Raw genomic sequence first — 25,387 nt, forward strand, 5'->3', positions numbered from 1 at the left:
CGTGCGCAGTTGTACGCGCCCGCACGGCGTGTCGCGCACAACTGCGCACACTCGCGGGCATCACGGTCGGCGGCCTCAGGCGAACCACTTGGTAAGCGAGGGCGGCAGCACCCGCATCACCTGCACCAGCGGCGCCCATGGCCACCACGGCACCGCCACCCGCCCGGGCTCGCGTTCCATGGCGGCGACGATGGCGTTGACGCCAGTCTCGTTGTCCACCATCAACATCGTGCTGTTCGACTTGGCCGTCATCTCCGACTCGATATAGCCGGGCTCGATCACCGAAACCCTGATCGGGCCCTTGGCGTATTCGGCGCGCAGGGATTCACCCAGCGAACTCAGACCGGCCTTGCTCGCGGCGTAGGCGGCCTTCACGCCCGGCACCCCCCTGTTGCCGAGAACCGATGAGATGAGCACCAAATGACCAGAACCGCTCTTGGTGAACATCTCCAGCGCGGTCTCGATCTGCACCAGCGCGGCCACCAGGTTGGTTTCCAGGGTCGCCTTGTTGGCCCACAGCTTGCCGGAGCCCAGCTTCGCGCCCTTGCCGATGCCGGCGTTGACGACGACGCGGTCGATGCCCCCGAGTTCGTCGCTGAGTTCGGCGAACACTTTCGGCACCTGTTCATGGTCGTTCACGTCCAGCGCGGCCACGGCGATCTTGATGCCTGGATACTGTTGCGACAGTTCGGCTTTGAGCTCGTCTAGCCGGTCGGTGCGCCGGGCGCACAGCGCAAGGTCGCGGCCCTTGGCGGCGAAAACGCGCGCCATCCCGGCGCCCAGGCCGGAACTGGCTCCCGTGATGAGGATCTTCTGGCGAGTCACCCGAGCAGCATATCGGCTACTTCAGCAGCCTTGACATCCGACGGTCGGCCAGCACCTTGCCGCCGGTCTGGCACGTCGGACAGTACTGAAAAGACTTGTCCGCGAACGACACCTCGCGCACGGTGTCCCCGCACACCGGGCAGGGCAGCCCCGTGCGGGCGTGCACCCGCAGGCCGGAGCGCTTCTCCCCCTTGAGCATCGCGGCGCCCTGCCCGACGGAACGGCTCACCGCGTCGGTCAGGACCGAGATCATCGCATCGTGCAGGGCGGTGAGCTGTTCGTCGGTCAGCTTGCCCGCGGTGGCGAACGGCGAGATCTTCGCGACGTGCAGGATCTCGTCGCTGTAGGCGTTGCCGATGCCCGCGATCACCTTCTGGTCGGTGATGACGGTCTTGATCCGGCCGGTGTTGCCGGCCAGCAGTCCGGCCAGGTCTTGGGGGCCGAGCTCCAGCGCGTCGGGACCCAGGGCGGCGATGCCCGGGACGAGCTGCGGGTCGTCGACGAGCCAGACCGCAAGCCGCTTCTGGGTGCCCGCCTCGGTGAGGTCGAAGCCGGGCGCGTCGCCGGGGGTGCCCAGGTGCACGCGCAGGGCGATCGGGCCCTTGCCGGGGCGCAGCGGCGCCGCGGCCGGCTTGTCGGACCAGCGCAACCAACCCGCGCGCGACAGGTGGGCGATCAGGTACAGCTGCCCGGCTTGCAGCCCGAGGTACTTGCCCCAGCGGTGGGCACCCGTCACCGCCCGGCCGTGCAGCGCGCTGATCGGCGGGTCGAACGTCTTCAGCACGGACAGCGCGGCGACGTCGACCCGTCCGACGGTCGATCCGACGGCGTGGCGGCGCAAATGGTCGACCAGCGCTTCGATCTCGGGCAGTTCGGGCACGCCCTTCAGTCTGCCGGTCTGAGCAAATAGGTGTCCATGATCCAGCCGTGCCGCGCGCGAGCCTCGGCCCGCAGCGCCGTGATGCGCGTCCCGACCTCCCCGACCGCCCCCGCCACCAGCAGCTCGTCGCCGGTGCCCAGGTAGGCGCCCCACCAGATGCGGGTGCCGGGCGGGCACACCTGAAACGAGCAGTCACCGTCGAGCATCACGACCGCGGGGCCGGTCAAACCGTGCTCGCGGAGCCGTCGGCCGGTGGTGATCAGGACGGGTTCGCCGACCTCGTTGAGCGGGATGCGGTGCCGGGCCGTCAGCGCCTGCACCGCGGTGATTCCGGGAATGACGTCGAAGGTGAACGCGACTTCGGCCGCCACGGCGCCCAGGATGCGCAGGGTGCTGTCGTACAGCGACGGGTCACCCCACGCGAGGAACGCACCCACCCCGTCGGGGCCCAGCTCCGCGGAAATTGCCGCGGCCCAGACCCGCGCCCGCGCCGCATGCCAGTCCGACACGGCCCCCCGGTAGTCGGTCCCGGTCGAGCGCGGGGGATCCGGCAGCTCGACGAAGCGATACCCGGGCTCCCGGATGAACCGGGCGCAGACCGCCCGCCGCAGGCCCACCAGGTCGCTCTTCGCCGCGCCCTTGTCCACCGCGAAGAACACCTCGGTGGCGTTGAGCGCCTCGATCGCCTGGACCGTCAGGTAGTCCGGGTTGCCCGCGCCGATCCCGATCACGTGAATGTGCCGACCCACGACGCCAGTCAACCGAATCGAAACCTGAAGGGCCTAGTCGGCTCCCCAAGTACCCAGTACCATGGGTACCGTCTGAAGCACCCGATGAAGGGACGCCAGCGCTATGACGACCGTGGTGAAGCCAAGTGGCCCGAGCCGTGAGGAGTTCTCGGACCGTTTGCTGAAAGGCTCGGTCAAGAAGTCCTACGAGCCCGTCGTCGACATCGACTGGGACGCCCCGCTGGACCCGGACAAGTTTTATCTGCCGCCGCGGCTGGTGTCGCTGTACAACACGCCGATGTGGGACGAGATGACCCGCGAGCAGCAGATCGACCTGTCCCGCCAGGAACTGGTCAACACTTTGTCGGCCGGGATCTGGTTCGAGAACATGCTCAACCAGTCGCTGTTGCGGACGATCCTGCACGAGGACCCCACCAGCCGCTCGACGCATTACAAGCTGACCGAGCTGGGCGACGAGACCCGGCACATGGTCATGTTCGGCAAGGCCATCGAGCGCATCGGCGCAAAACCGGTGCGGCCCAGGCTGTTTCACCGGTGGATCATCAACGCCCTGCCGCTGGCGTTCCAGCGCGGCTCGATGCTGTGGGTGGCGGCCCTCATCGGTGAGGAGATCTTCGACTCGCTGCAGCGCCAGATGATGGACGACCCCGAATTGCAGCCGATCATCCAGCGCCTCATGCGGATTCACGTCACCGAGGAGGCCCGCCACATCCAGTTCGCGCGGGACGGCGCGCGCAAGCGGGTGGCCGAGATGCCGCGGCTCAACCGGTGGTTCATGGCCAACATCAACGGCCTGGGCGGATACTTCTTCAACTATCTGTTCAGCAACCCGATCCCCTACGCGCGGGTGGGGCTGGACGCCAAGCGGGCCCGCAAGATCGCGCGCACCAGCGCGCACCGCCGCGAGATGCAGGTTGCCGGCTTCGCTCCGCTGGCGGCGTTTCTGACCGAGGTGGGCCTGCTGGGTCCCCTGGCCCGCCGCGGCTGGAAGCGCAGCAGGTTTTTGTGACCCACGACGTCATCGTCGTCGGCGCGGGGCCCGGCGGACGGTGCGCGCGGGCCGCGTTGCTGGGCGCGGGCGTCGCCGACGTCGTGACGCTCGGCCGCGACGTCCTCGGCGCCCGGTTCGACGACGGCACCGACACCTGGCTGCTGACGACCGCCGATGCCGAGACGACCCGCGCGCGGGTCGTCATCGCCGCCTACCGGCCGGTGCAGGTGCCGTGGCTCCCCGACATCCCGGGACGCGACGACTTCCCGGGCGAATCGTTCCACGCGGCGCAATGGCCGACCGATTTCCGCCCGGGCGGTAAGCACGTCGCGATCCTCGGCGCCGACGCCACCGCCGGTCATCACCTACCGCGGCTGACGGCATCGGCGGCCTCGGTCACCGTGTTCGCGCACCCGCCGCGTCGGATCGTTCCCGAGTTGCCGCTTCCGGCCACGCGCGCCAAACCCTGGTTGCGCCGGCGCATCCGGCCGGCCGCCAAGGCCGAGCCGCTACCTGCGCTCGCCGGATCGGCCGTCACCGCCGTCACCGCCTCGGGCATCCGGACCGCAGACGGGGTCGACCACGGCGCCGACACCATCGTCTACGCCACCGGGTTCGCGGTCCCCGCGGCCACACCGGACACGGCGCTGGTCGGCGCCGGCGGGGTGACGGCCCGGCAGGTGTGGGCCGACGGCGCGGAGCCCTACTTCGGGGTGGCCGTGCACGGCCTGCCCAACTACTTCTTCGTCGACGGCCCCGACGTCGAGGCGCAGGCCCGCTACGTCGCCGAGTGCGTCGGCCTGCTGATACACGGCTCCGGCACGCGCATCGAAGTGCGGCGCAGCAGCTACCAGGTGTTCAACGAACGCGCCTACCTGCGCCCCGCCCAGCCGCAACCGGTGGCATCGGCCTTCGATATCACCTCCGGCGACAGCGATGCGACCTACGAGGGCTCGGCGACGCTGACGATAGCCGGGGCCGAGCACGCGGTGCGGGTGCGTCTCGCGGGCCATTTGGACCCGATCGACGGCCGCTACCACTGGCAGGGAACGGTCTTCGGTGCGGCCGGGCTGATGGAGACGAGAACCGCGATGCTGACGGTCGGCGAGCGCAGCGCGTCGGCGCGCATCGTCGAGCTGACCCCGTGGGGCACCCATACGGTCGCCGGTGTCGGCGACCCGCCATACGCGTTGCGCTGACGAGGATTCGGCACCGCTTGTTGTACGCGGCGCTTAACAGGTTTGCCGATGACAACGTATGGGTAAGCGCCTTATTCTAATTTTCATCGCACAGGGGAGGTTGGCCACGCGCCGCGCGTGTGAGCTGCGGCAGGCGAGCGAACGAGAACGGCATGTTCTGCGGGGTAACGGTCGGTACGTGGGGCGAGCGCGATATCGGCGTGCCTCCGATGCGCGTCGCCACATCTTGTTTGCGCCGCCGAGGGGGCGGGTTCTCCGGCGATTAGCCGGGTGGGAATTCCAGGAGCGGGGATATGGCAGCGGAAGCTCGCATTACGGGGTCGCGTCCGTCGTCTTTCGAGTTCGGATTTCGTGCGCCTGAATCGCTATTGAGACACGCGCACCCGTGTGGCTATGTTTCGCAGGTCGAGGTCGGCGAGGATGAAACCCTTGAGGGAAAGGGGTGCCTGCGGTGAGCGCGGTAGCTGAGTCCCCGAGTTCGCTTGCTGTGGCGACACGAACCGACGAGTCGGTCGTCTTCCTCACGGTCGAGGGCGAGCTCGATGCCAGCAGCTCCGCGGCGCTTCGAGACATGATCATGAAGGCCACGCTCGACCAGCCGTCCGCCGTGATCGTCAACGTCTCCAAACTTCAAGTGCCCGCCGAGTCGACATGGTCGAGCTTTGTCGGCGTGCGCTGGCAGGTTCACACCCGGCCCGACGTTCCGATCGTGCTCGTCTGCGCAGACCGTGCCGCCCGAGAGCTGATCACCCACAGCGGGCTCGCCCGCTTCATGCCGGTGTACGCGTCCGAGAAGGGGGCGGTGAAGGCGCTCGGCCGGCTCACCAGCCGCACCGTGCGGCATGCCGATGCCGAACTGCCGGCGAACCTGACCAGCCTGCGCGAGTCCCGCCGGCTCGTCCGCGAGTGGCTCACCGCCTGGTCGCAGTCCGCGCTCATCCCGGTCGCGCTGGTGGTCGTCAACGTGTTCGTCGAGAACGTGCTCGAACACACCGGAAGCGTGCCGATGATGCGGGTCGAGACCGATGGCACGACCGCGATCATCGCGGTGTCCGACGGCAGCAGCACACCGGCCCTGCGCCTACCGTCGCCGGACAAGGGCATCGACGTTTCCGGGCTGGCGATCGTCGATGCGTTGTCGCGGGCCTGGGGCAGCACCCCGACGCCGTCCGGCAAGACGGTGTGGGCGGTCATCGGGCCCGAGAACCAGCTTTAGCCGGACTGGCGATCCCGCGTGAGCGCCTTGCCCGGGGACCCTCGCCCGGGTAGAAGTAGAACACGTTCTAATCTGGTGTGACGGCCCCTCCGGAAAGGCAGATGACGTGCGGTTCACCTACGCAGAGGCGATGACGGACTTTCGCTACTACATCCCGCTGGCCAAGGCGGCCGAGGCGGCCGGCTACCACGCCATGACGATCGCCGACAGCATCGCCTACCCCTTCGAATCCGATTCGAAGTACCCCTACACCCCGGACGGAAATCGCGAGTTCCTCGACGGCAAGGAGTTCATCGAAACCTTCGTGCTGACGTCGGCGTTGGGCGCGGTGACCTCGACGCTGCGGTTCAACTTCTTCGTCCTCAAGCTGCCCATCCGGCCACCGGCGCTGGTGGCCAAGCAGATCGGTTCGCTCGCGGCCATGACCGACAACCGGGTGGGATTCGGCGTCGGCACCAGTCCGTGGCCCGAGGACTACGAGCTGCTGGGCGTCCCTTTCGCCAAGCGCGGCAAGCGGATGGACGAATGCATCGAGATCATCCAGGGCCTCACCACCGGTGACTACTTCGAATTCCACGGCGAGTTCTACGACATCCCGAAAACCAAGATGACCCCGGCGCCTACCAAGCCGATCCCCATCCTGATCGGCGGGCACGCCGATGCCGCGCTGCGACGCGCGGCACGCCTGGACGGCTGGATGCACGGCGGCGGGGACCCGGAGGAGCTCGACGGGCTGCTCGCCAAGCTCCAGCGATTCCGCGAAGAAGAGGGCAAAACCGGCCCGTTCGAGATTCACGTGATCTCGGTCGACGGCTTCACCGTGGACGGCGTCAAGCGGCTCGAGGACAAGGGCGTCACCGATGTGATCGTCGGCTTCCGCATCCCCTACATCACCGGCAAGGACACCGAGCCGCTGGACAACAAGATCCGCAATCTGGAGATGTTCGCGGAGAACGTCATCGCGAAGGTCTGACCCGCGGCGATCGCCGCCGCGGCGAAGCCGCGCGCAGCGGGTCGCCGCATCGTTCAAGCCGGTCGCAAGCCGGGCGGAGTGGGCCGCCGCCATTGACGGTCGTCACAGCGGGTCCCACTTGGGCGGCCGCTTCTCCATGTGCGCCCTGGCCGCCTCGGCCGGATTGTTGGTGAAACCGCTGAGGATCTGGGTGCGGTTCTCCAGTTCGATGGCGTGCCGCAGGCTCGGCGCGTCGAGCGCCGCGTTGAGCCCAATCTTGGTCTGCCACACGCCATATGCGTTGTTCTCCGCGATCGAGCGGGCCAGCTTGACCGCGGCCGGCATCAGGTCGTCGGCCGGCACCACCTCGTGCACCAGGTTGATCCGGTAGGCCTCGGCGGCGTCGATGATGCGGCCGGTGAGCATGAGTTCGCGGGCGACGCCCGCGCCGACGATCTTGGGCAGCAGGTAGCTGGTGCCCATGTCCATCGACGAGAAGCCGGCCTTGATGAACACCGAACCGAACCGGGCCTGTTCGGACGCGACGCGGATGTCGCTGACGAGCGTGAACGCCAGCCCGCCGCCGACGGCGACGCCGTTGACCGCCGCGATCACAGGGATCGGCAACTCGTAGATCCGGGTGAACAGATCGGCCAGGCGAACCTGGGAGTCGTAGTTGACCTTGAACGGCGGGCTGGTCGATTTGGGCTTGGTCCAGGCTTGGCCCGTGCCGCTCAGATCGGCCCCGGCGCAAAATCCCCGGCCGGCGCCGGTCAGGATCGCGACCCGATACTGCCCGTCGCCGAGCGCGTCCAGGGTGTCCTCCACGCCGTCGATCAGCGAACCGTCGATCGCGTTCAGGCGCTCCGGCCGGTTCAGCGTGATGCGGGCGATGTCGTCGTCGAGAGCTTCGAATTCCACTGCGGCCATGCTCAAACCGTAGGGGACGTGGGTTTTTACCGGGAGGGCATACCGTGGTTCTGCCGCCTAACGAAGGAGAGACGATGCCACGAGCCGAGGGGGACACCTGGGACCTGGCGACCAGCGTCGGGGCCACCGCCACCATGGTCGCCGCCGCGCGGGCCGCCGCGACGCGCAGCCCGCAGCCCGTTGTCACCGACGAGTACGCCGAGCCGCTCGTCCGCGCCGTCGGCCTCGATGTGTTCAGCAAGTTGGCCGGCGGCGAACTCGATTCCGAGGACCTCGAGAAGGACGTCGGGTTTCCCCGGATGGTCGACACGTTCGCGGCCCGCGCCCGGTTCTACGACGACTACTTCGCCGCGGCCGGCAGGGAGGGCGTGCGCCAGGTGGTGATTGTGGCATCCGGCCTGGACGCCCGCCCGTATCGACTGGCATGGCCGGCCGGGACGACGGTGTATGAGATCGATCAGCCCGAGGTGATCGCGTTCAAGACCGCGACGCTGTCGGCGGTCGGCGCGGCCCCGACCGCCGAACTCCGCACGATCGGCATCGATCTTCGCGAGGATTGGCCGGCGGCACTGCAGGAGGCCGGCTTCGACCCCGCCCAGCCCACGGCGTGGCTGGCCGAGGGCGTGCTCATCGGCTGGCTCCCGCCCGATGCCGAGGTGCGCCTGCTGGACTCCATCACCCCGCTGTCGAGCGAGGGCAGCCGCTTCGCCGCCGACTTCGGCTCGCTCCACGACGGTTCGGAGCGGTCGCGGGAAGAGGCGCGACGCACGGCCGAAGGCTGGCGGCGCCACGGGCTCGACATGGACGTCGCCGCCCTGACCTACCCGGGCGAGCACACCGACGTCGCCGCGCACCTGGATGCCGACGGCTGGGACACCACCACGTTCTCGCTCTCCGACCTGTTCGCCGCGGCCGGCCTGCCGCGACTCGAAGAGGCCGCGCAGCAGAGCCCGGCGGCCACGATCACCTTCGTGCGCGCGATCAGGGCCTGACGCTCGGCGGGCTTTTCAGGACCGTTTGGCCAGCCACTCGGCCTGCATCACGAGCAGGGCCATGACCTCCAATTGCGGTGTGTCGGGGTCCAGTTCGCGGTAGCGCTGGTAGACGTTGACCACGACCCGCTCGGCGTCCAGCCAGCTCGCGTACTCCCCGAGGTCGATGGTGTCGGCGGCCTCGGCCCACGACAGACCTTTGCGATGGGCCGCCTCGGCGTGTGCGGCGACGTGCGCGAGATAGCCACGGACCGCGCGGATCCCGTCCGGGTCGGTGACCGGTCCGTGGCCGGGCACCACCACCGGCGCGTCCAGAGCGATCATCACGTCGCAGGCCCTGATCCAGTTGGCGATCGGTCCGGCCCACACGATCGGGGTGCAGCCGATGAAGAGCAGGTCGCCGCCGAACAACACCCCGGCGTCGGGCACGTGCACCACCGAGTCCGCGGCGGTGTGCGCCGGCCCCAGGTTGAGCATGTCGACCCGCCGTCCGCCGACGTCGATCGTCAGCTCGTACTCGAACGTCTGGTCGGCGTTGCGCACCGTGATGCCGCCGAAGTCGAAGTGCCCGAAGCGATCCCGCGCGTACGGCGTGGCGACGGGGCCAAGGTTGGCGGTCTGGACCATGGCGAGCATCTCGGGCGCCATCCCGTGCGCGATCTCGTCGGCGGTGCCCCGGGCGGCGAGGATGCGCACCGAGGCGTCGAGCAGTTGGTTGCCGTGGGTGTGGTCGCCGTTGGAGTGGGTGATCAGGGCGTCGGTGATGGGAGCGCCGTCGGTGATGGGCCGCATCGCGGCGAGCATCTCGCGGGTCAGCGGCAGGTCGAACAGGGTGTCGACGAGCAGCGACGCGCCGTCGCCGGCCACCAGTCCGGCGTTGCTCCACCCGTAGCCCCCGTCGGGTAGCGTCCACGCCCACACCCGGTCGGCGACCTCGTGCAATCCGCGGGTGTAGGGCACCTTGGCCGGCGCGCGGTTGACGCGGACGGGGGCGGGTGCGGCGTCCGGATTGGGTCGGGCGGCCAGCGGGTGCGGCGCGCCGCTGGCGCGGACGGTCTGCCGGGTCTCCCCCAGGCCGTCGACCCGCAGGGTGACGACGTCCCCGTCGCGCAGCCAACCCGGAAAGGATTCCAGCGCAGCGGGATTCAGGTGCTCGACGAGCGTGCAGGTCGGAACGGTGCCGGAGCCGATGACGTCGCCGGGGACCAGCGTCACTCCGCGCGAGACGTAGGAGATGACTTCGCCGAAGGTCCAGTCCATCTGGGCGGTCGACCCGGATCCGATCACGGCGTCGTTGACCAGGGCGGTCACCTGCAGATCGAGCTTGCCGTCCCGGCGGTGCGGCTCCAGCTCGTCGGGCGTGACCAGATACGGGCCCAGCGTCACCCCGCTGTCCTTGCCCTTGCCCTGCCCGATCGCGAGCTGGCCCTCCAGCTGCTGCAGGTCCCGCGCGGACCAGTCGTTGAAGATCGTGTAGCCGATGACGGCGCGTTCGGCTTCCTCGACGGTCAGGTCCCTGCCGGTCGTGCCGATCACCGCCGCGATCTCCAGTTCGAAGTCCTGCCAGGCGCTTCCGGGCGCGGTCGGCGCGTCGTCGTACGGACCCAGCACCGTTGCCGGGCAGGCGAAATAGAAGGCGGGGATGCGATACCAGGTGTCGGCGAGCACCCGGCCGGAACCAAAGGCGGCCTGGCAGTTGCGCATGTGGTCCAGGAAGCACAGCGAGTCCCGGATCGACGGCGGCCGCGGTATCGGCGCCAGCAACCGCACCTCGTCGAGCCGCGCCACCACCGACGGCGCCCGCAACGCCTCCTCGCCGGCCCGGCGCAGCCCGTCGGCGCCGCGACCGATCAGGTCGAGCAGTGTCACGCCCGGCGGTGTCGCATGGATTTCATCGCCGGACAGGACGCCGGCGCGTTCGCCGTCACCGTCGTGAAAGGTCACCCACTTCACTCGCGCACCACCTCACTTGGATTCTTGTCCGGCCGCAGCCCGCGCCAACTCGATTGGCGCAAACGGTCATCCGGGGTCCACTCGCTGTAGCGCACCTCCCCGACGAGGACCGGCTCGACGTAGGTCACACCCCGCGCCTCGGCCCTGGGCAACGGAGGGTCGAACGGCGATCGGTCGGTGTGCAGCGGCGCCAACGTCTTTTTCAGCTTCGCCAGGTCGCGCTCGGTGAAGCCGGTGCCGACCCGTCCCGCGAAGCGCAGCCCGCCTGGTGTCGGGATGCCCATCAGCAGCGAGCCGATCCCGCTGGTGCGGCCGCCTTCCCCGGCCTTCCAGCCGCCGATGACGACCTCCTGGGTGTTCCAGTTCTTGTCCTTGATCCAGGAGGCCGAACGTCGGCCCGGCTGATAGGTTGCGTCACGCTTCTTCGCGACCACGCCCTCCCAGCCGTGCTTGCGTGAGTGCTCCAGCGCCTCGGCGCCGTCGCCGGGCAGCAGGTCCGGAACGATCACATTGCCCGCGGCGGCAAGGGTTTCCAGCAGCTTGCGCCGGTCGGAGTAGCGCGCCCGCAGCAGCGAGCGGCCGTCGAGGTAGAGCAGGTCGAACGCCCAGTACTCGACGCGGGCCCCGCGGCCCCGGTTCTGCATCTCGTGGAAACTGGGCACCCCGTGCTCGTCCAGAATGACGGCCTCGCCGTCCAGCACGACGTGATGATCGGCCAGATCGGCTGCCAGCGAACGCAATTGGGGATACTCCTTGGTGACTTCGCGGCCGCGCCGGGACCGTACCCGCAGGTCGCCGTGATCGGCCTCGACCAGGATCCGGTAGCCGTCCCACTTGCCTTCGAATGCCCACTGCCCGGCCTTGAGGCCGGCCACCGAGCCCTCCGAGGCGAGCATCGGGGTGAGGGAGTCGAAGTCGAAAACCTGCTGATCCTTCATCCGGTGCGCCAGCCACTGGTCGCCGTTGGTCTGAATCAGCGCGTAGCGCCCGGAGATCCGGTTGCCGTGCAGGTTGACGATCACCTCGTCATCGAGAAACTTCTCGGCGTCGTAGGTGCCGGAGTCCCAGATGACGACCTTGCCGGCGCCATATTCGCCCTTGGGGATGTTGCCCTCGAACGAGCCGTATTCCAGCGGGTGATCCTCGGTGTGCACCGCCAGGTGGTTGACCGACGTGGTTTCGGGCAGGTTCTTGGGCACCGCCCACGACACCAGCACGCCGTCGCGCTCCAGCCGAAAGTCGTAATGCAGCCGGCGGGCGTGGTGCTCCTGGATGACGAACGTATTGCCTTGGCCGATAACCGGTTTCGAGGCGGGCACCGGCTCGGGAGTCTTCGAGGCATCCCGCATGCTGCGGTACTTGCTGAGCCGGTCCCGGACGGGCACGTCCGCATCCAGCGCCGCCAGCAGGTCGCCGTCGCGCGCGACGCGGTCGAGCACCTCGTCGTACCGCAGGTGGCGCAGTCCGGGGTCTTCGAGCTCCTCCCAGGTGCGGGGCGCCGCGACGGTCGGCTGTTCGCGCCCGCGCAATGAGTACGGCGCGATGGTGGTCTTCGAGCCGTTGTTCTGGCTCCAGTCGACAAACACCTTGCCCGCGCGCAGGCTCTTGGTCATCGTCGCGGTGACCAACTTGGGCATGGTCGATTCCAGTTGCTGGGCAACCCGTTTGGCCAACACCGTGGCGCCCTTGCTGCTGGCCGGGTTGTCCAGCGGCGCATACAGGTGCAGCCCCTTGCTGCCGCTGGTGAGCGGGAAAAGGGTCAGGCCGATGTCGGTCATGATTTCCCGCACGGCGTGGGCCACTTCGCACAGCTGGGTCATCGTCACGCCCTCGCCCGGATCGAGGTCGAACACCAATCGCGTTGCCGGGCCGGGCTTGAGTCCCCCGCGAGCGGGAGGTGCCCCCACTTCGGCCCTGCTGCGGGTCCACTCGGCGACGAACCGCCACTGCGGCACGTGCACCTCCAGCGCGGCCTGCTGCGCGATCCAGGCCAGCGCGTCAGGGCTGTCGATGATCGGATAGGTGGTCGTCCCGGACCGGTGGGTGACGCTGGCCCGCGGCAGCCAGTCGGGCGCCGAGGAGGCCAGTTGCTTCTCGAAGAACGACTCCTGTTCGACGCCGTTGGGCCAGCGCTTGCGGGTGGCCGCGCGTCCGGCGATGTGCGGCAGCATCACCTCGGCGATGCCGGTGTAGTAGTCGAAGACGTCCCCTTTTGTGGTGCCCGTCGCCGGATACAGCACCTTGTCGGCGTTGGTCAGCTTGACCCGCGCAGGTGCCGTTGCAGCCATAACGTCAACCTAGTTGTTTTCGGGCGCGCGCCGGTACCAGGAAGTACGGTGTCGTCGTGGTCCGGCTGAGCAGCGCCACCGTTGGGCGGCTGCCGATCGCGACACCGAGCTATGACCGTGACGGCGTCGGGGTCGGCATCGCGCACTTCGGGGTCGGTGGGTTCCACCGCGCCCACCAGGCCGCCTACCTCGACAGCCTGCTCGAGCGCGGGCTGGCGCGGGATTGGGGCATCTGCGGCATCGGGGTGATGCCCGCCGACCGTCGGATGCGCGACGTGCTGCGCGCCCAGGACGGCCTGTACACGCTCATCCTGGAACATCCGGACGGCAGCCGGGACGCGCGGGTGATCGGCTCGATCGTGGACTACCGCTACGCACCCGACGATGTCGCGGCGACGATCGAGCTGCTGGCGGCGCCGGCGACGCGCATCGTCTCGATGACCATCACCGAGGGCGGCTACCAGGTCATGGACCCGTCGTCGGTTTTCGGGCTGATCGCCGAGGCCCTCGCGAGGCGCCGGGACCGCGGCATTGCCGCGCCGACGATCGTCTCGTGCGACAACATCGAGCACAACGGCGACATCGCGCGCCGAGCCGTCATCGCGCACGCCGAGCTGCTGGGTCCCGGCCTGGCCGACTGGGTCGCGGGGCACGCCCGGTTCCCGTGCTCGATGGTGGACCGGATCACGCCGGTCACCACCGCCGACATGGTGGCCGCGGTGGAACGCGACCTCGGGGTTGCCGACGAGTGGCCGGTGGTGGCCGAGGCGTTCGCCTCCTGGGTGCTCGAGGACGACTTCGCCGACGGCAGGCCACCGCTGGAAGCGGCGGGCGTGCTGATGGTGGACGACGTGACCCCGTACGAGGCGATGAAGCTGCGGCTGCTCAACGCCGGACACCAGTGCCTGTGCTACTTCGCCGCGTTGTGCGGGTACCGCATGGTGCACGACGCGGCGCGCGACCCGCTGCTGGCCGAATTCCTGTTGGCCTATTTCGATTCCGAGGCCGTACCGACGTTGCGCGCCGTCCCCGGCATCGACCTGCGGGCCTACACCCGCGGACTCATCGAGCGCTTCGCCAACCCCGGGGTGCGCGACACCGTGGCGCGCTTGTGCGCCTACTCCTCGGACCGCATCCCGAAATGGCTGCTTCCCGTGATCCGCGACAACCTCCGCACCGGGGGGCCCGTCCGGCTGGCGTCGGCGACCGTCGCGAGCTGGGCACGCTACGCCGAGGCGGTCGACGAGCGCGGCGAAACCATCGAGGTCGTCGACAACCTGGCCGATGCGCTCGTGCCGCTCGCGCGGGCGCACCGGGCGCATCCGACCGCCTTCATCGAGACTGCGGAGCTGTTCGGCGATCTCGCGCGGCAGCCCCGCTTCGTCGAGGCCTATCGCTGGGCGCTGGACTCGTTGCACACCCGCGGGGCGAGGGCGACCCTCGACACGCTGCTGCACGGACGGGACTGACCCGTGACCCGCGCGCTGGTGATCGGCGAGGCGTTGATCGACGTCATCGACCATGTCGAGCACATCGGTGGAAGCCCCCTCAACGTCGCCGTGGGGCTCGCCAGGCTGGGCCGCGGTGTCGACTTCTTGACCCACATCGGCGACGACGAACGCGGCCGCCGCATCGCCGACTACGTCAAAGCCTCTGGGGCACAACTGGTCGCGGGAAGCATATCGGCCGAGCGGACGCCGACCGCGGTCGCGACGATCGGCGCGGACGGCTCCGTGTCCTACGCCTTCGACCTGGATTGGCGGCTTTCCGGCACTCCCGAGGTCGCGCCCCCGTTGCTCGTGCACACCGGATCGATAGCGGCCGTGCGCGAGCCGGGATGCCTGGCGGCCGCGGCGCTGCTGGACACGTACCGGCCTTCGGCCACCGCCAGTTTCGACCCCAACGTGCGCCCGTCGCTCATCGACGATCGCGAGGCGGCGCTGGACCGCATCGCCCGCCTCGTCGAGCGCAGCGACATCGTCAAGGCCAGCGACGAGGACCTGAGCTGGATCGATCCCGACCACGAACCCGAGTGGACGGCCCGGTCCTGGCTGGCGTCGGGGCCCGCGCTCGTCGTCGTGACGATGGGCGACCGGGGTGCCGTGGCGTTCTGCTCGGCCGGCCGGGTGCGGGTGGCCGCCAGGCCGGTTCCGGTGGTGGACACCGTCGGCGCCGGCGACGCGTTCATGGTCGGCCTGCTCGACGGGCTCTGGGGATCGCTGGGGGCGGGCCGGCGCGCCGCCCTGAGGGCGATCGGGCTCGATGCGCTGACGGCGGCGCTGGAAGCCGCCGGCCTGGTGTCGGCGCTGACCGTCGGCCGCGTCGGCGCCGACCTGCCCGACCGGGCCGCCCTGCAAGCCCACTTCACCTAGGCACCAAGTTAGCTGTGCCGGAATCTCGCGCCGCGCGGACCGCTGCGCTGTTTTGCTGGGGACGGTATGGGCATACTGAGTGCATGCGCTCCATCTGGAAGGGTTCGATCGCGTTCGGGCTGGTGAACGTCCCGGTCAAGGTGTACAGCGCCACCGAGGACCACGACATCAAGTTTCACCAGGTGCACGCCAAGGACAACGGCCGCATCCGCTACCAACGCATCTGCGAGAAAGACGGCGAGGTCGTCGAATACCGCGATATCGCCCGGGCCTACGAATCCGACGACGGCCAGTCGGTGATCATCACGGATGACGACATCGCGACCCTGCCCGAAGAACGCAGCCGCGAGATCGAGGTGCTCGAGTTCGTTCCGGCCAGCGAGGTCGACCCGATGCTGTTCGACCGTAGCTACTTCCTCGAGCCCGATTCCAAATCGTCCAAATCCTATGTGCTGCTGGCCAAGACGCTCGCCGATAGCGATCGGATGGCGATCGTCCACTTCACGCTGCGCAACAAGACGCGACTGGCGGCGTTGCGCGTCAAGGACTTTGGCAAGCGCGACGTCATGGTGGTGCACACCTTGTTGTGGCCCGACGAGATCCGCGACCCCGACTTTCCCGTGCTGGACAAGGAGGTCGACATCAAGCCCGCCGAGCTCAAGATGGCCGGGCAGGTGGTGGAGTCGATGGCCGAGGACTTCAACCCCGACCGCTACCACGACACCTATCAGGAGCAGCTGCAGGAGCTGATCGAGGCGAAACTCGAAGGCGGCGAAGCGTTTACCACCGAAGAGCAGCCCAAAGAACTGGACGAGACCGAAGACGTCTCCGACCTGCTGGCCAAGCTGGAGGCCAGCGTGAAGGCGCGCTCCGGCGACGGCAAGGCGCCCGCCAAGAAGACCGCCGCGAAAAAGGCACCGGCGAAGAAGCCGCCCGCGAAGAAGAGCGCCGCGAAGAAGGCGCCGGCCAAGAAGGCCGCCTCGAGGTCCTGAGTCGGCTCTCAGCGCCGCCGGGTCGACACGAAGCGGAAGGCCGCGGCCACCAGGTTGATCACCGCGACGATGATGATCAGGGTCAGCGCCGCGCCCCAGATCCGCAGGAAACCCGCGTGCTCCGGGTTGGTGAGCTCGGTGTAGATCAGCAGCGGCAGCGAGGCCATGTTGCCGTGGAACATGTCGAGGTTGATCGAGCGGCTGTAGCCCACCAGCACCAGCACCGGGGCCGTTTCGCCGATGACGCGCGCGACCGACAACAAGACTCCGGAGACGATGCCGGGCATCGCGATCGGGATGACGATCCGCACGATCGTCTTCCATTTGGTGACGCCGAGCGCGTAGCTGGCCTCGCGCAGGTCGTCGGGCACCAGCCTGAGCATCTCCTCGGTGGACCGCACCACCACCGGCAACATCAGCAACACCAAGGCCAACGACACGGCGAAGGCGCTCTGCTGGAAGCCCAGCGTGGCGATCCACAGGCTGAAGATGAACAGCGCCGCCACGATCGAGGGCACGCCGGCGAGCACGTCGACCATGAAGGTCGTCAGCCGAACCAGCCGGCCCGAGCCGTACTCGACGAGGAACACCGCGGTCATCAGCCCGAGCGGCACCGACAGCAGGCCCGCGACCCCGGCCTGCACCAGCGTCCCGTACAGCGCGTGGTACACGCCGCCGGCAAACTCCTCCGGCAGCACGCCGCGCAGCGAGTGCGTCCACCAACCCGAGCGGGTGACGGCGTACCAGCCCCGCGCGATCACCACCCCGAGCACCCAGACCAGCGGCACCAGGGCCGCGACGAACGAGGCGACGAAAAACGTCGTCGCGGCGTTGTTGGTGATCCGCCGCCTCAGGCTCAGGGGGCTGAACACGTCCGGTTTGACCGGCAGGTCAAGCGCTTCGATGCTCATGCGCGCCACTCTCCCCCGCAAGCGGGTGGGGCCCCCGCGGTGCTGGGGAGTGCCCCCACCTCATCGCTGCGTCCCCCGCAAGCGGGTGGGGTCCCCGCGGAGCTGGGGAGTGCCCCCACTGCATCGTCGCCGGCGCGGCTCATCCGTTCACCTTCCCGCCCGCGATCGCGCGAGCGGTCGCGTTGACGATGAACGTCAGGACGAACAGCGCAAAACCAGCCGCGATGTAGGCCCCGGTGGGCAACGGCTCGCTGAATTCGGCTGCGGCGGAAGCGATCTTGGAGGCGAACGTGTACCCGCCGTCGAACAGTGACCAGCTGCCCGCGCGGGCGGCCGATCGCAGGATGATCAACACCGCCACCGTTTCGCCCAGCGCGCGGCCCAACCCGAGCATCGACGCCGCGATGACACCGCTGCGGCCGAACGGCAGCACGGTCATCCGGATGACCTCCCACTTCGTGGCGCCCAGGGCCTGCGCCGCTTCCATCTGCATGGGTGGGGTCTGCCGGAACACTTCCCGCGATACCGAGGTGATGATCGGGAGGATCATCACCGACAGCACGATGCCGGCCGTGAAAATCGTGCCACCGCCGGCCAGGGAAACGTTGCCCTGCTTGAACAGGAAAATCCAGCCGAAGTTGCGGTTCAGGAATTCCGCGATGGGTTCGAGTTTGGGCGCCAGCACGAAGATTCCCCACAACCCGAAAATGATCGAGGGCACGGCGGCCAGCAGGTCAACCATCGCGCCGAACGGCCGCGCGAGCCTTCTCGGCGCGTATTGCGTGAGGAACACCGCGATCCCGACCGCGACCGGCACCGCGATCACCAATGCGCTTATCGAACTCAGCACCGTGACCATGAACAGGTCGCGGATACCGAACGCCAGGTGGTCCGCCTTGGTGGTATTGAATTCGGCGCTGGTGAAGAAATTCGCGTGGTTGGCACGCAACGACGGCACGGCGCGAATCAACAGGAAGATCGCGATCAGCGCGATCGCGATCACGATCGTCAAACCGGCCGCGGCGGCGACCAACTTGAACAGTTGGTCGCCCCGCTGCACCTTGTGCGGATCGCTCGCCTTCAGCACGGGGGGAGCCCCCGTCGACGGACTGGCGATCGTTCCGCGGGTCATGACGTCCCGAATCACGCGATCGCGTTGACCGCGGTCGACAGCTTCGACTTGAACGAGTCCGGAATCGGGATGTAGCCGTTGTCGGCCAGGCCGTTTTGGCCGGCGCCGATGGTGCTCTGCAGGAACGCCTTCACGGCGGTGCCGACCTGGGAGTCGGGATACTTCGAGCAGACGATCTCGTAGGTCGCCAGCACGATCGGGTAGGAGCCCGCCTGCGTCGGCTTGTAGAACGAGTTGGTGTCGAGCACCAGGTCGTTGCCCTGCCCCTTGACGGTGGCGCCGGAGATCGTCTTGCCGACCGAGTCGGCGCTGATGGCGACCGCGTCGGGGCCGGCCGAGGTGACGATCTTGGCCATGTTCAGGTTCTGGGCCTTGGCGAACGACCATTCGTTGTAGGTGATCGAGCCCTCGGTGGCCTTGATGGCGGCCGAGGTGCCGTCGTTGCCCTTGGCGCCCTCGCCGACGCCGCCGTTGAACGTCTTCCCGGCGCCCTTGCCCCACGCCCCGTTGGAGGCCGCGTCGAGGTAGTGCTGGAAGTTGTCGGTGGTGCCGGACTGGTCGTTACGGAAGACCACGTGGATCGGCTCGGCCGGCAGGGTGGTTCCCGGGTTCAGGCCCGCGATCGCCGGGTCGTTCCAGGTGGTGATGGCGCCGTTGAAGATCTTCGCCGCGGTGGGGCCGTCCAGATTCAGCGAGCTCACGCCCTTGACGTTGTAGGTGATCGCGATCGGGCCGAACACCACCGGCAGGTTCCACGCCGGCGAGCCGCAGCGCTGCTGGGCGGCGGTGTACTCGTTGGGCGCCAACGGCGAGTCCGACCCGCCGAAATCGGTTTGGTTGCCGTTGAATTCGCTGATTCCGGCACCGGAACCATTCGCCGTGTAGTTCAGGGTCTGGCCCGGGCAGGCCTGTTCGAACGCGTTGACGAAGCGGGTCATCGCGTTGGCCTGGGCCGTGGAGCCGCTGGCCTTCAACGTCTTCTTCCCGCCGCAACTCACCTGGCCCGCCGAGGCGCCCCCCGACGCGCTCGTGGAGGCACCTCCACCGCTTGATTTGTTGTTGTCATTGCCACACCCGGACACCACCAGCGCGGCGCTAGCCAGCACACCCATCGCGGCGCCAAATCGGTTGAGTTTCAATTCGCTTCCTTAACAGTAGGGATGAAACACCGCCGCCGCCGGGAGGCTGCGGCGCGACAACCAGCCATCACTCGCAGCCCTGTAGCTAACAGTAACAAGGTTAACGTTCGGAGAATTCTGTCCGGCATTCGTGACCGGGTGAACAGGGGTGCAACTGGCCCCGTCGAGGCCATTGCATCGCGGCGCCCGTGTGACAAACTAGAACCTGTTTCAGAAATGCCGTCATGGGAGTCGGCGGGGTTTGCTACCGTGTCGCCGACGACACGAACAGAGAGGCCGCAATGATCCTTGACAGGTTCCGGCTGGACGACAAAGTCGCCGTCATCACCGGCGGCGGACGCGGCCTCGGTGCGGCCATCGCGCTGGCTTTCGCCGAGGCAGGCGCCGATGTTCTCATCGCGTCCCGCACGCAATCTCAACTGGACGCCGTCGCCGAACAGGTCCGTGCCACCGGCCGCCGCGCCCACGCCGTCGCCGCCGACCTCGCCCACCCGGACGCCACCGCGGAGTTGGCCGGTCAGGCCGTCGAGGCGTTCGGGAAACTAGACATCGTCGTCAACAACGTCGGCGGGACCATGCCCAACACCCTGCTGACCACCTCGACCAAGGACCTCAAGGAGGCGTTCACCTTCAACGTGGCAACCGCCCACGCGCTCACCATCGCGGCGGTGCCGTTGATGCTGGAGCACTCCGGCGGCGGCAGCATCATCAACATCACGTCCACCATGGGCCGGCTGGCCGGGCGCGGGTTCGCCGCCTACGGCACCGCCAAAGCCGCGCTGTCCCACTACACCCGGCTCGCTGCCTTGGACCTGTGCCCACGCATCCGGGTCAACGCCATCGCGCCGGGGTCGATCCTGACGTCGGCGCTGGACGTGGTGGCCTCGAACGAGGAGCTGCGCGCGCCGATGGAGAAGGTGACGCCTATGCGCCGCCTCGGCGATCCCATCGACATCGCCGCCGCCGCAGTCTATTTGGCGTCCCCCGCCGGTAGCTTCCTGACCGGCAAGACTCTCGAGGTCGACGGCGGCCTCACCTACCCCAACCTCGACATCCCCGTCCCGGACCTGTGAACCGCGACGCGCGAGCAGACGCAAAAGCCCTCCCACGCGCGGCGTGTCGGGAGCTTTTGCGTCTGCTCGCGGTCTGACCGAAAGGGAGCCCGCCATGGCCATACCCGTCGTCCAGTTGGGCACCGGCAACGTCGGCGTCCACGCGCTCAAGGCGCTGATCACCAACCCGGAGTTCGAGCTCACCGGCGTGTGGGTGTCCTCGGACGCCAAGGCCGGCAAGGACGCGGCGGAGCTGGCCGGGCTCCCGGATCCGACGGGTGTGCTGGCCAGCACCGACCTGGACGCGGTGCTGGCCACCGGCCCCCGGTGCGCGGTCTACAACGCGATGGCCGACAACCGCCTGCCCGAGGCGCTGGAGGACTATCGGCGCGTCCTGGCGGCCGGTATCAACATCGTCGGCAGCGGCCCGGTCTTTCTCCAGTACCCGTGGAACGTGATCCCCGAAGAGCTGATCGCGCCGTTGGAAGATGCCGCGCGCGAAGGCAATTCCAGCCTGTACGTCAACGGCATCGACCCGGGTTTCGCCAACGACCTGCTGCCGCTCGCGCTGGCCGGCACCTGTCAGAACATCCAGCAGATCCGATGCATGGAGATCGTCGACTACGCGACCTACGACAGTGCCGTGGTCATGTTCGACGTGATGGGGTTCGGTAAGCCGCTCGACGAAATCCCTATGCTGCTGCAGACCGGCGTGCTCAGCCTGGCGTGGGGATCGGTGATCCGGCAACTGGCCGCCGGCCTGGGCATCGAGCTCGACAACGTCGCCGAGGAGTACATCCGCGAGCCGGCGCCCGAGGACTTCGACATCGCGTCGGGTCATATCCCCAAGGGCACCGCCGCGGCCCTGCGGTTCGAGGTGTTCGGCATGGTCGACGGCGACCCCGTCGTCGTCCTGGAACACGTCACCCGGTTGCGCGAGGATCTGTGCCCCGACTGGCCGCAGCCCGCCCAGCCGGGCGGTTCCTACCGCATCGAGATCACCGGCGAACCGTCGTACGCCATGGATATCTGCCTGAGCAGCCGCCTGGGCGACCACAATCACGCCGGGCTGGTCGCCACCGCGATGCGGGTGGTCAACGCGATTCCCGCGGTGGTCGCCGCGCCGCCGGGCATCGTGACGACCCTCGACCTGCCGTTGGTCACCGGCCGGGGGCTGTACGTCCCGAGTTGATTTCCCACCCGCCCCTCCGGGTGTTTCACACCCAACGCCCTTAACCTTTTGTCCCACAGCAACGCGGTCGGCGGAGCCTCGACGACGACGCCGCGGACGCCCCGCTGACCTCGGCGGACATCCGGTTCGACTAACCTAACTTTTTTATTCGGGAACAGGGATCGAGGGTCGGCAGGTTGGCGCAGGGCACCCAAGCCTCGCTCAGGTCGAGCTGGTACCTGCTCGGGCCGGCGTTCGTCGCCGCGATCGCGTACGTCGACCCCGGCAACGTCGCCGCCAATGTCAGCGCCGGAACACAGTTCGGTTACCTGCTGCTGTGGGTCATCGTCGTCGCCAACGTGGTCGCGGGCCTGGTGCAGTACCTGTCGGCGAAGCTCGGGCTGGTGCTGGGACGGTCGCTGCCCGCGGCCATCGGCAAGGGGATGAGCCGCCCGCTGCGGCTGACCTTCTGGGCGCAGGCCGAAATCACCGCCATGGCAACCGATGTGGCCGAAGTGATCGGCGGGGCCATCGCCCTGCACATCCTGTTCGGCCTGCCGCTGCCGCTCGGCGGGATCATCACCGGGGCGGTGTCGTTGCTGCTGCTGATGATCAGAGACCGTCGCGGACAGCTGCTCTTCGAGCGGGTGATCACCGGCTTGCTGCTCGTCATCGCCATCGGGTTTGCGGCCAGTTTCTTCGTCGCCACGCCGCCACCCGACGCCGTGCTGAGTGGATTGGTGCCGCGTTTCCGGGGCACCGAAAGCGTGCTGCTCGCCGCGGCCATCCTCGGTGCCACCGTGATGCCGCACGCGGTCTACCTGCACTCCGGCCTCGTCCTGGACCGGCACGGGCATCCCGAACCCGGCCGTGACCGCCGCTGGCTGCTGCGCGTCACCCGCGTGGACGTGGTGCTGGCGATGGCCGTCGCCGGCACCGTAAATGCGGCGATGCTGCTGGTCGCGGCGATCAACTTGCAAGGCCGCCAGGAGACCGCGTCGATCGAGGGCGCCTACACCGCGGTTCACGCCACCCTGGGGCCGCTGATCGCGGTGTTGTTCGCGGTCGGGTTGCTGGCGTCCGGCCTGGCGTCGTCGTCGGTGGGCGCCTACGCCGGCGCCATGATCATGCAGGGATTGCTGCACCGGTCGATTCCCATGCTCGTGCGCCGGCTGCTGACGCTGTGCCCGGCGGTGGCGATCCTGGCGCTCGGTTTCGACCCGACCCGTGCGCTGGTGTTGTCGCAGGTCGTGCTCTCGTTCGGCATCCCGTTCGCGGTGCTTCCGCTGGTCAGGCTGACCAGCAACCGCGAATTGATGGGCAGCGACGCCAACCATCGCGTCACGACGGTGATCGGCTGGGCGGTCGCCGTGACGGTCAGCCTGCTCAACCTGGCGCTGATCTGGCTGACCGCCGCCGGTTAGCACGCATCGCCGCTACAAGTACCGCTGCACCCCGCCATGCCCATGTCACGTCCCACTCGAGTGCGGATGCTCGCTGAACGACCAGCTTCCGTCCGCACATTGGGCGGTGGCGTCGGGCGGCTGCGGGCCGCCGTGTTGCGGATACGGCACGCAATCACCGGATGCGGCGGTATGACAACCGCCGCCGGGTGACGAGTGAGCCGGTGTGGCGGAGCCGATGGCGGCCAGCACGATGGCCGCGGCGACGAAAGCTGCACGGGACAACACGCTCCCGAACCTCCTGATTGGTCAAGCTACTGCTCGGTGAAGGTCCCGATGCGCCGCTGGCAGCGTATTCACCGGCGACGTTGATCACATTCGGATTCGTGAAAATTCGTCGATCGAGGGGGCGAATCGCAAGGAAGTCGCAAGAACTTCGCGAAGACCCGGCAAGCGGTGTGCGCGAACCTACGGTTGCCGGTCGCCGCGGCGGCCGACGCAAAAAGTTTTCGAAAAAGTTGTCCGACTCGCACTGGGTCCGCGCTCCTACCTGTGAAAGCGGCCCAACCCGGGCCACGCCCCGCACCGAAAGAAGCACCTCATGAGCACCTTGCACGACATGGACCGGACCGCCCTGGCGCCCCGCGGCGACGAGCCCACATCGGCATACGCATGGGCGTCGAGCCCGCTCGGTGACCCGACCGATCCCCGCGCGGGGCTCCCGCACGGCCACCACTTCCCGCCCGGCCCGATCACGCCCGCCGCCAAGCCGCCCATAGACAAGATGTGGGTGGCCGCGGGCCTGGTCGGCACGATCGGTGCGGGCGTCGCGCTCGGCATCGCCCTCTTCGGCGGCTCGCCCCAACCACAGTCCGTCGCCGTGACCCCGGGCGCCGCCGGCGCCCCGGCCGCCTCCACATTCGCGCCATTGGCACCGGTTCCGGCCGCCGCGGTCGCTCCTCCGGTCGCACCCCCGGCCGACGCCGCCCCGCAGGACGCCGCTCCGGTGGTCGCGCTGCCCGACCCCGCGCCGCAGGTCCAGGCGCCCGCCGCGGTGGTCGCGCCCCCGCCGGACAACCCGGCGCCCGCGGCCGACCCCGGCACACCGCCGCCCGCCGCGCCACACGGCCCGGTCGTGGTCGTGAACGTCCCCCCGCCGCCGGCCGTGTGGGTGCCGGGGCCTCCGCCGCAGCTACCGCCCCCGCCTTCGCTGCCGCCGCTGCCTTCGCCTCCGCAGCTGCCGCCGCTGCCGTCGCCGCCGAAGCTGCCCGCGCCCCCGGCGCCGCCGGTGCTGTGCCTGCCCCCGCACCACCTGGTGCAGGGGGTCTGCAAGTGAGGCCGCGGGGCTGGGCGAGGCTGACCGTGATCCTGACCTCCCATGCGCCCACCACGGAGCTGGAATTTCTCGTGCTATTTGACCGCTGCACGCGCACACTTATTCGCAGCGCCGGTTTCGGGAAGGGCACCGACGCCTCATCGGCCGGGAAAGCGACGTGACGAGCGCACTATCCAACTGGGACATCGTCAGCGACGGCGAGTTGGCCCGCGCGGCCGCGGCGGGCGACCGACGCGCGTTTGCCATGATCTACGACCGTTACGCCGACCGCCTGCACGACTTCTGCATCGGCATGGTGCGCGACCGTGACGCCGCCGCCGACTGCGTGCAGGACGTCTTTTGCGCCGCGGCCACCCAGCTGCCGCGCCTGCGGGAGCCCGACAGGCTGCGCCCGTGGTTGTATGCCATTGCCCGCAATGAGGCGCTGCGCTGCATCAAAAACCGCCGTCGCGAGCAGGTTTCGGACGAACTCCCCGAGGCGGCGTCGCACGACGCGGGTCCGGACACGCTGGCCGCGCGCAACGAGCTGGCCAACCTCATCGCCGAGGCCGCCGGCGGCCTCGGCGACCGCGACCGCATGGTGCTCGAGCTGGCCTATCGCCACGGCCTGGACGGACCCGAGCTCGCCAACGCGTTGGAGGTCAGCCCCGGCACCGCCAACAAGATGGTGTCGCGGCTGCGCAGCACCATAGAGACTTCGCTGGGCGCGTTGCTGGTCGCCCGTCGGGCCCAACACACCGCGGACAAGTGCGCCGAGCTGGGCGCCATCCTGGCGGGCTGGGACGGACGCTTCAGCGTGCTGATGCGCAAGCGCATCACCCGCCACATCGAATCGTGCTCCGTGTGCGACGAGGAACGGCGCCGCCTGGTCAACCCGGTCGCGCTGCTGGGTGCGGCGCCGGTG

Annotated in this window: 23 protein-coding genes and 1 pseudogene; 13 read left to right on the forward strand and 11 right to left on the reverse strand. The window is 68.7% G+C overall.

The annotated features are described in order from the left end of the window. Nucleotides 1-75 precede the first annotated feature (75 nt). The 4 genes and pseudogenes from A5696_RS11095 to cobF form a co-directional block, all read right to left on the reverse strand. The gene (locus A5696_RS11095) at nt 76-825 is read right to left on the reverse strand and encodes an SDR family oxidoreductase (RefSeq protein ID WP_067877788.1); all 750 of its coding nucleotides are present in this window, start codon (nt 823-825) and stop codon (nt 76-78) included. Nucleotides 826-841: 16 nt separating this feature from the next. Next, nucleotides 842-1,300 carry a zinc finger domain-containing protein gene (locus A5696_RS28315; protein ID WP_231964291.1) on the reverse strand — a complete coding sequence of 153 codons (459 nt, stop codon included), beginning with the start codon at nt 1,298-1,300 and terminating at the stop codon, nt 842-844. Between the two features lie 165 nt (nt 1,301-1,465). Then, nucleotides 1,466-1,705, reverse strand: a pseudogene (locus A5696_RS28320) (DNA-formamidopyrimidine glycosylase family protein); the annotation flags it as partial. A 5-nt stretch (nt 1,706-1,710) separates the two neighbouring features. Then, complete coding sequence (gene cobF / locus A5696_RS11105) at nt 1,711-2,454, reverse strand: precorrin-6A synthase (deacetylating) (RefSeq protein WP_067877794.1); 744 nt, start codon at nt 2,452-2,454, stop codon at nt 1,711-1,713. A gap of 103 nt (nt 2,455-2,557) precedes the next feature. Between cobF and A5696_RS11110 the strand changes: the two genes are divergently transcribed. The 4 genes from A5696_RS11110 (at nt 2,558) to A5696_RS11125 (ending at nt 6,833) form a co-directional block, all read left to right on the forward strand. Then, nucleotides 2,558-3,463: a diiron oxygenase gene (locus A5696_RS11110; protein WP_067877797.1), complete on the forward strand. Its 906-nt coding sequence runs from the start codon at nt 2,558-2,560 to the stop codon at nt 3,461-3,463. 209 nt (nt 3,464-3,672) lie between these two features. Further along, nucleotides 3,673-4,644, forward strand: coding sequence for a DUF4873 domain-containing protein (locus tag A5696_RS11115; RefSeq protein ID WP_231964292.1), 972 nt, complete (start codon nt 3,673-3,675; stop codon nt 4,642-4,644). A gap of 442 nt (nt 4,645-5,086) precedes the next feature. Beyond that, nucleotides 5,087-5,860 carry an STAS domain-containing protein gene (locus A5696_RS11120; protein ID WP_231964289.1) on the forward strand — a complete coding sequence of 258 codons (774 nt, stop codon included), beginning with the start codon at nt 5,087-5,089 and terminating at the stop codon, nt 5,858-5,860. Between the two features lie 106 nt (nt 5,861-5,966). Next, entirely contained in the window at nt 5,967-6,833 is an 867-nt protein-coding gene (locus A5696_RS11125; protein ID WP_067877806.1) for an LLM class flavin-dependent oxidoreductase, read from the forward strand. 102 nt (nt 6,834-6,935) lie between these two features. Here the strand turns inward: A5696_RS11125 and A5696_RS11130 are convergent, their stop codons facing one another. Next, nucleotides 6,936-7,742, reverse strand: a complete 807-nt coding sequence (locus tag A5696_RS11130) for an enoyl-CoA hydratase/isomerase family protein (protein WP_067877809.1) — start codon at nt 7,740-7,742, stop codon at nt 6,936-6,938. 74 nt (nt 7,743-7,816) lie between these two features. Here A5696_RS11130 and A5696_RS11135 point away from each other — a divergent pair, with 74 nt between their 5' ends. Continuing rightward, nucleotides 7,817-8,734, forward strand: coding sequence for an SAM-dependent methyltransferase (locus A5696_RS11135; protein ID WP_067877811.1), 918 nt, complete (start codon nt 7,817-7,819; stop codon nt 8,732-8,734). 15 nt (nt 8,735-8,749) lie between these two features. Here A5696_RS11135 and A5696_RS11140 read toward each other — a convergent pair whose 3' ends face one another. Both A5696_RS11140 and A5696_RS11145 read right to left on the reverse strand, forming a co-directional pair. Next, entirely contained in the window at nt 8,750-10,687 is a 1,938-nt protein-coding gene (locus A5696_RS11140; RefSeq protein ID WP_067877814.1) for a fumarylacetoacetate hydrolase family protein, read from the reverse strand. Continuing rightward, entirely contained in the window at nt 10,684-12,975 is a 2,292-nt protein-coding gene (locus A5696_RS11145) for an ATP-dependent DNA ligase (protein ID WP_067877817.1), read from the reverse strand. The genes A5696_RS11140 and A5696_RS11145 overlap by 4 nt, the downstream gene beginning before the upstream one ends. Before the next feature lie 56 nt (nt 12,976-13,031). On the opposite strand from A5696_RS11145, the gene A5696_RS11150 reads away from it, so the two are divergent. The 3 genes from A5696_RS11150 to A5696_RS11160 all read left to right on the forward strand — a co-directional run bounded on the left by A5696_RS11150 (nt 13,032) and on the right by A5696_RS11160 (nt 16,339). Continuing rightward, nucleotides 13,032-14,444 (forward strand): mannitol dehydrogenase family protein, encoded by a 1,413-nt coding sequence (locus A5696_RS11150; RefSeq protein WP_067877821.1) that lies wholly within the window; start codon nt 13,032-13,034, stop codon nt 14,442-14,444. A gap of 3 nt (nt 14,445-14,447) precedes the next feature. Then, a complete protein-coding gene (locus A5696_RS11155; protein ID WP_067877824.1) occupies nt 14,448-15,347 on the forward strand; it encodes a carbohydrate kinase in 900 nt (299 codons plus the stop codon). Between the two features lie 83 nt (nt 15,348-15,430). Beyond that, the gene (locus A5696_RS11160; RefSeq protein WP_067877827.1) at nt 15,431-16,339 is read left to right on the forward strand and encodes a Ku protein; all 909 of its coding nucleotides are present in this window, start codon (nt 15,431-15,433) and stop codon (nt 16,337-16,339) included. Nucleotides 16,340-16,347: 8 nt separating this feature from the next. On the opposite strand, the gene pstA is transcribed toward A5696_RS11160, so the two are convergent. The 3 genes from pstA to pstS all read right to left on the reverse strand — a co-directional run bounded on the left by pstA (nt 16,348) and on the right by pstS (nt 19,521). Further along, nucleotides 16,348-17,250, reverse strand: coding sequence for a phosphate ABC transporter permease PstA (gene pstA / locus A5696_RS11165; protein WP_067877830.1), 903 nt, complete (start codon nt 17,248-17,250; stop codon nt 16,348-16,350). Nucleotides 17,251-17,389: 139 nt separating this feature from the next. After that, the gene (pstC, locus tag A5696_RS11170; RefSeq protein WP_082956581.1) at nt 17,390-18,382 is read right to left on the reverse strand and encodes a phosphate ABC transporter permease subunit PstC; all 993 of its coding nucleotides are present in this window, start codon (nt 18,380-18,382) and stop codon (nt 17,390-17,392) included. Nucleotides 18,383-18,393: 11 nt separating this feature from the next. Then, nucleotides 18,394-19,521 (reverse strand): phosphate ABC transporter substrate-binding protein PstS, encoded by a 1,128-nt coding sequence (pstS, locus tag A5696_RS11175; protein ID WP_067877833.1) that lies wholly within the window; start codon nt 19,519-19,521, stop codon nt 18,394-18,396. A gap of 281 nt (nt 19,522-19,802) precedes the next feature. Between pstS and A5696_RS11180 the strand changes: the two genes are divergently transcribed. From A5696_RS11180 to A5696_RS11190, 3 genes are all read left to right on the forward strand, one after another. Then, a complete protein-coding gene (locus A5696_RS11180; protein ID WP_067877836.1) occupies nt 19,803-20,594 on the forward strand; it encodes an SDR family oxidoreductase in 792 nt (263 codons plus the stop codon). Between the two features lie 94 nt (nt 20,595-20,688). Further along, nucleotides 20,689-21,765, forward strand: coding sequence for a diacylglycerol kinase (locus A5696_RS11185; RefSeq protein ID WP_067877839.1), 1,077 nt, complete (start codon nt 20,689-20,691; stop codon nt 21,763-21,765). Between the two features lie 146 nt (nt 21,766-21,911). Beyond that, nucleotides 21,912-23,168 (forward strand): Nramp family divalent metal transporter, encoded by a 1,257-nt coding sequence (locus A5696_RS11190; protein WP_231964293.1) that lies wholly within the window; start codon nt 21,912-21,914, stop codon nt 23,166-23,168. Between the two features lie 45 nt (nt 23,169-23,213). Here the strand turns inward: A5696_RS11190 and A5696_RS27050 are convergent, their stop codons facing one another. Continuing rightward, nucleotides 23,214-23,435 carry a DUF3761 domain-containing protein gene (locus tag A5696_RS27050; RefSeq protein WP_197516946.1) on the reverse strand — a complete coding sequence of 74 codons (222 nt, stop codon included), beginning with the start codon at nt 23,433-23,435 and terminating at the stop codon, nt 23,214-23,216. A gap of 313 nt (nt 23,436-23,748) precedes the next feature. On the opposite strand from A5696_RS27050, the gene A5696_RS11195 reads away from it, so the two are divergent. Both A5696_RS11195 and A5696_RS11200 read left to right on the forward strand, forming a co-directional pair. Further along, on the forward strand, nt 23,749-24,483 hold the full coding sequence (locus A5696_RS11195; RefSeq protein WP_067877845.1) for a hypothetical protein: 735 nt from the start codon (nt 23,749-23,751) through the stop codon (nt 24,481-24,483). A gap of 157 nt (nt 24,484-24,640) precedes the next feature. After that, nucleotides 24,641-25,387 (forward strand): RNA polymerase sigma factor (locus A5696_RS11200; protein WP_067877848.1); only part of this gene is annotated, 747 nt, incomplete at its 3' end.

This window comes from Mycobacterium sp. E2699 (assembly GCF_001666745.1).
Classification (GTDB): domain Bacteria; phylum Actinomycetota; class Actinomycetes; order Mycobacteriales; family Mycobacteriaceae; genus Mycobacterium.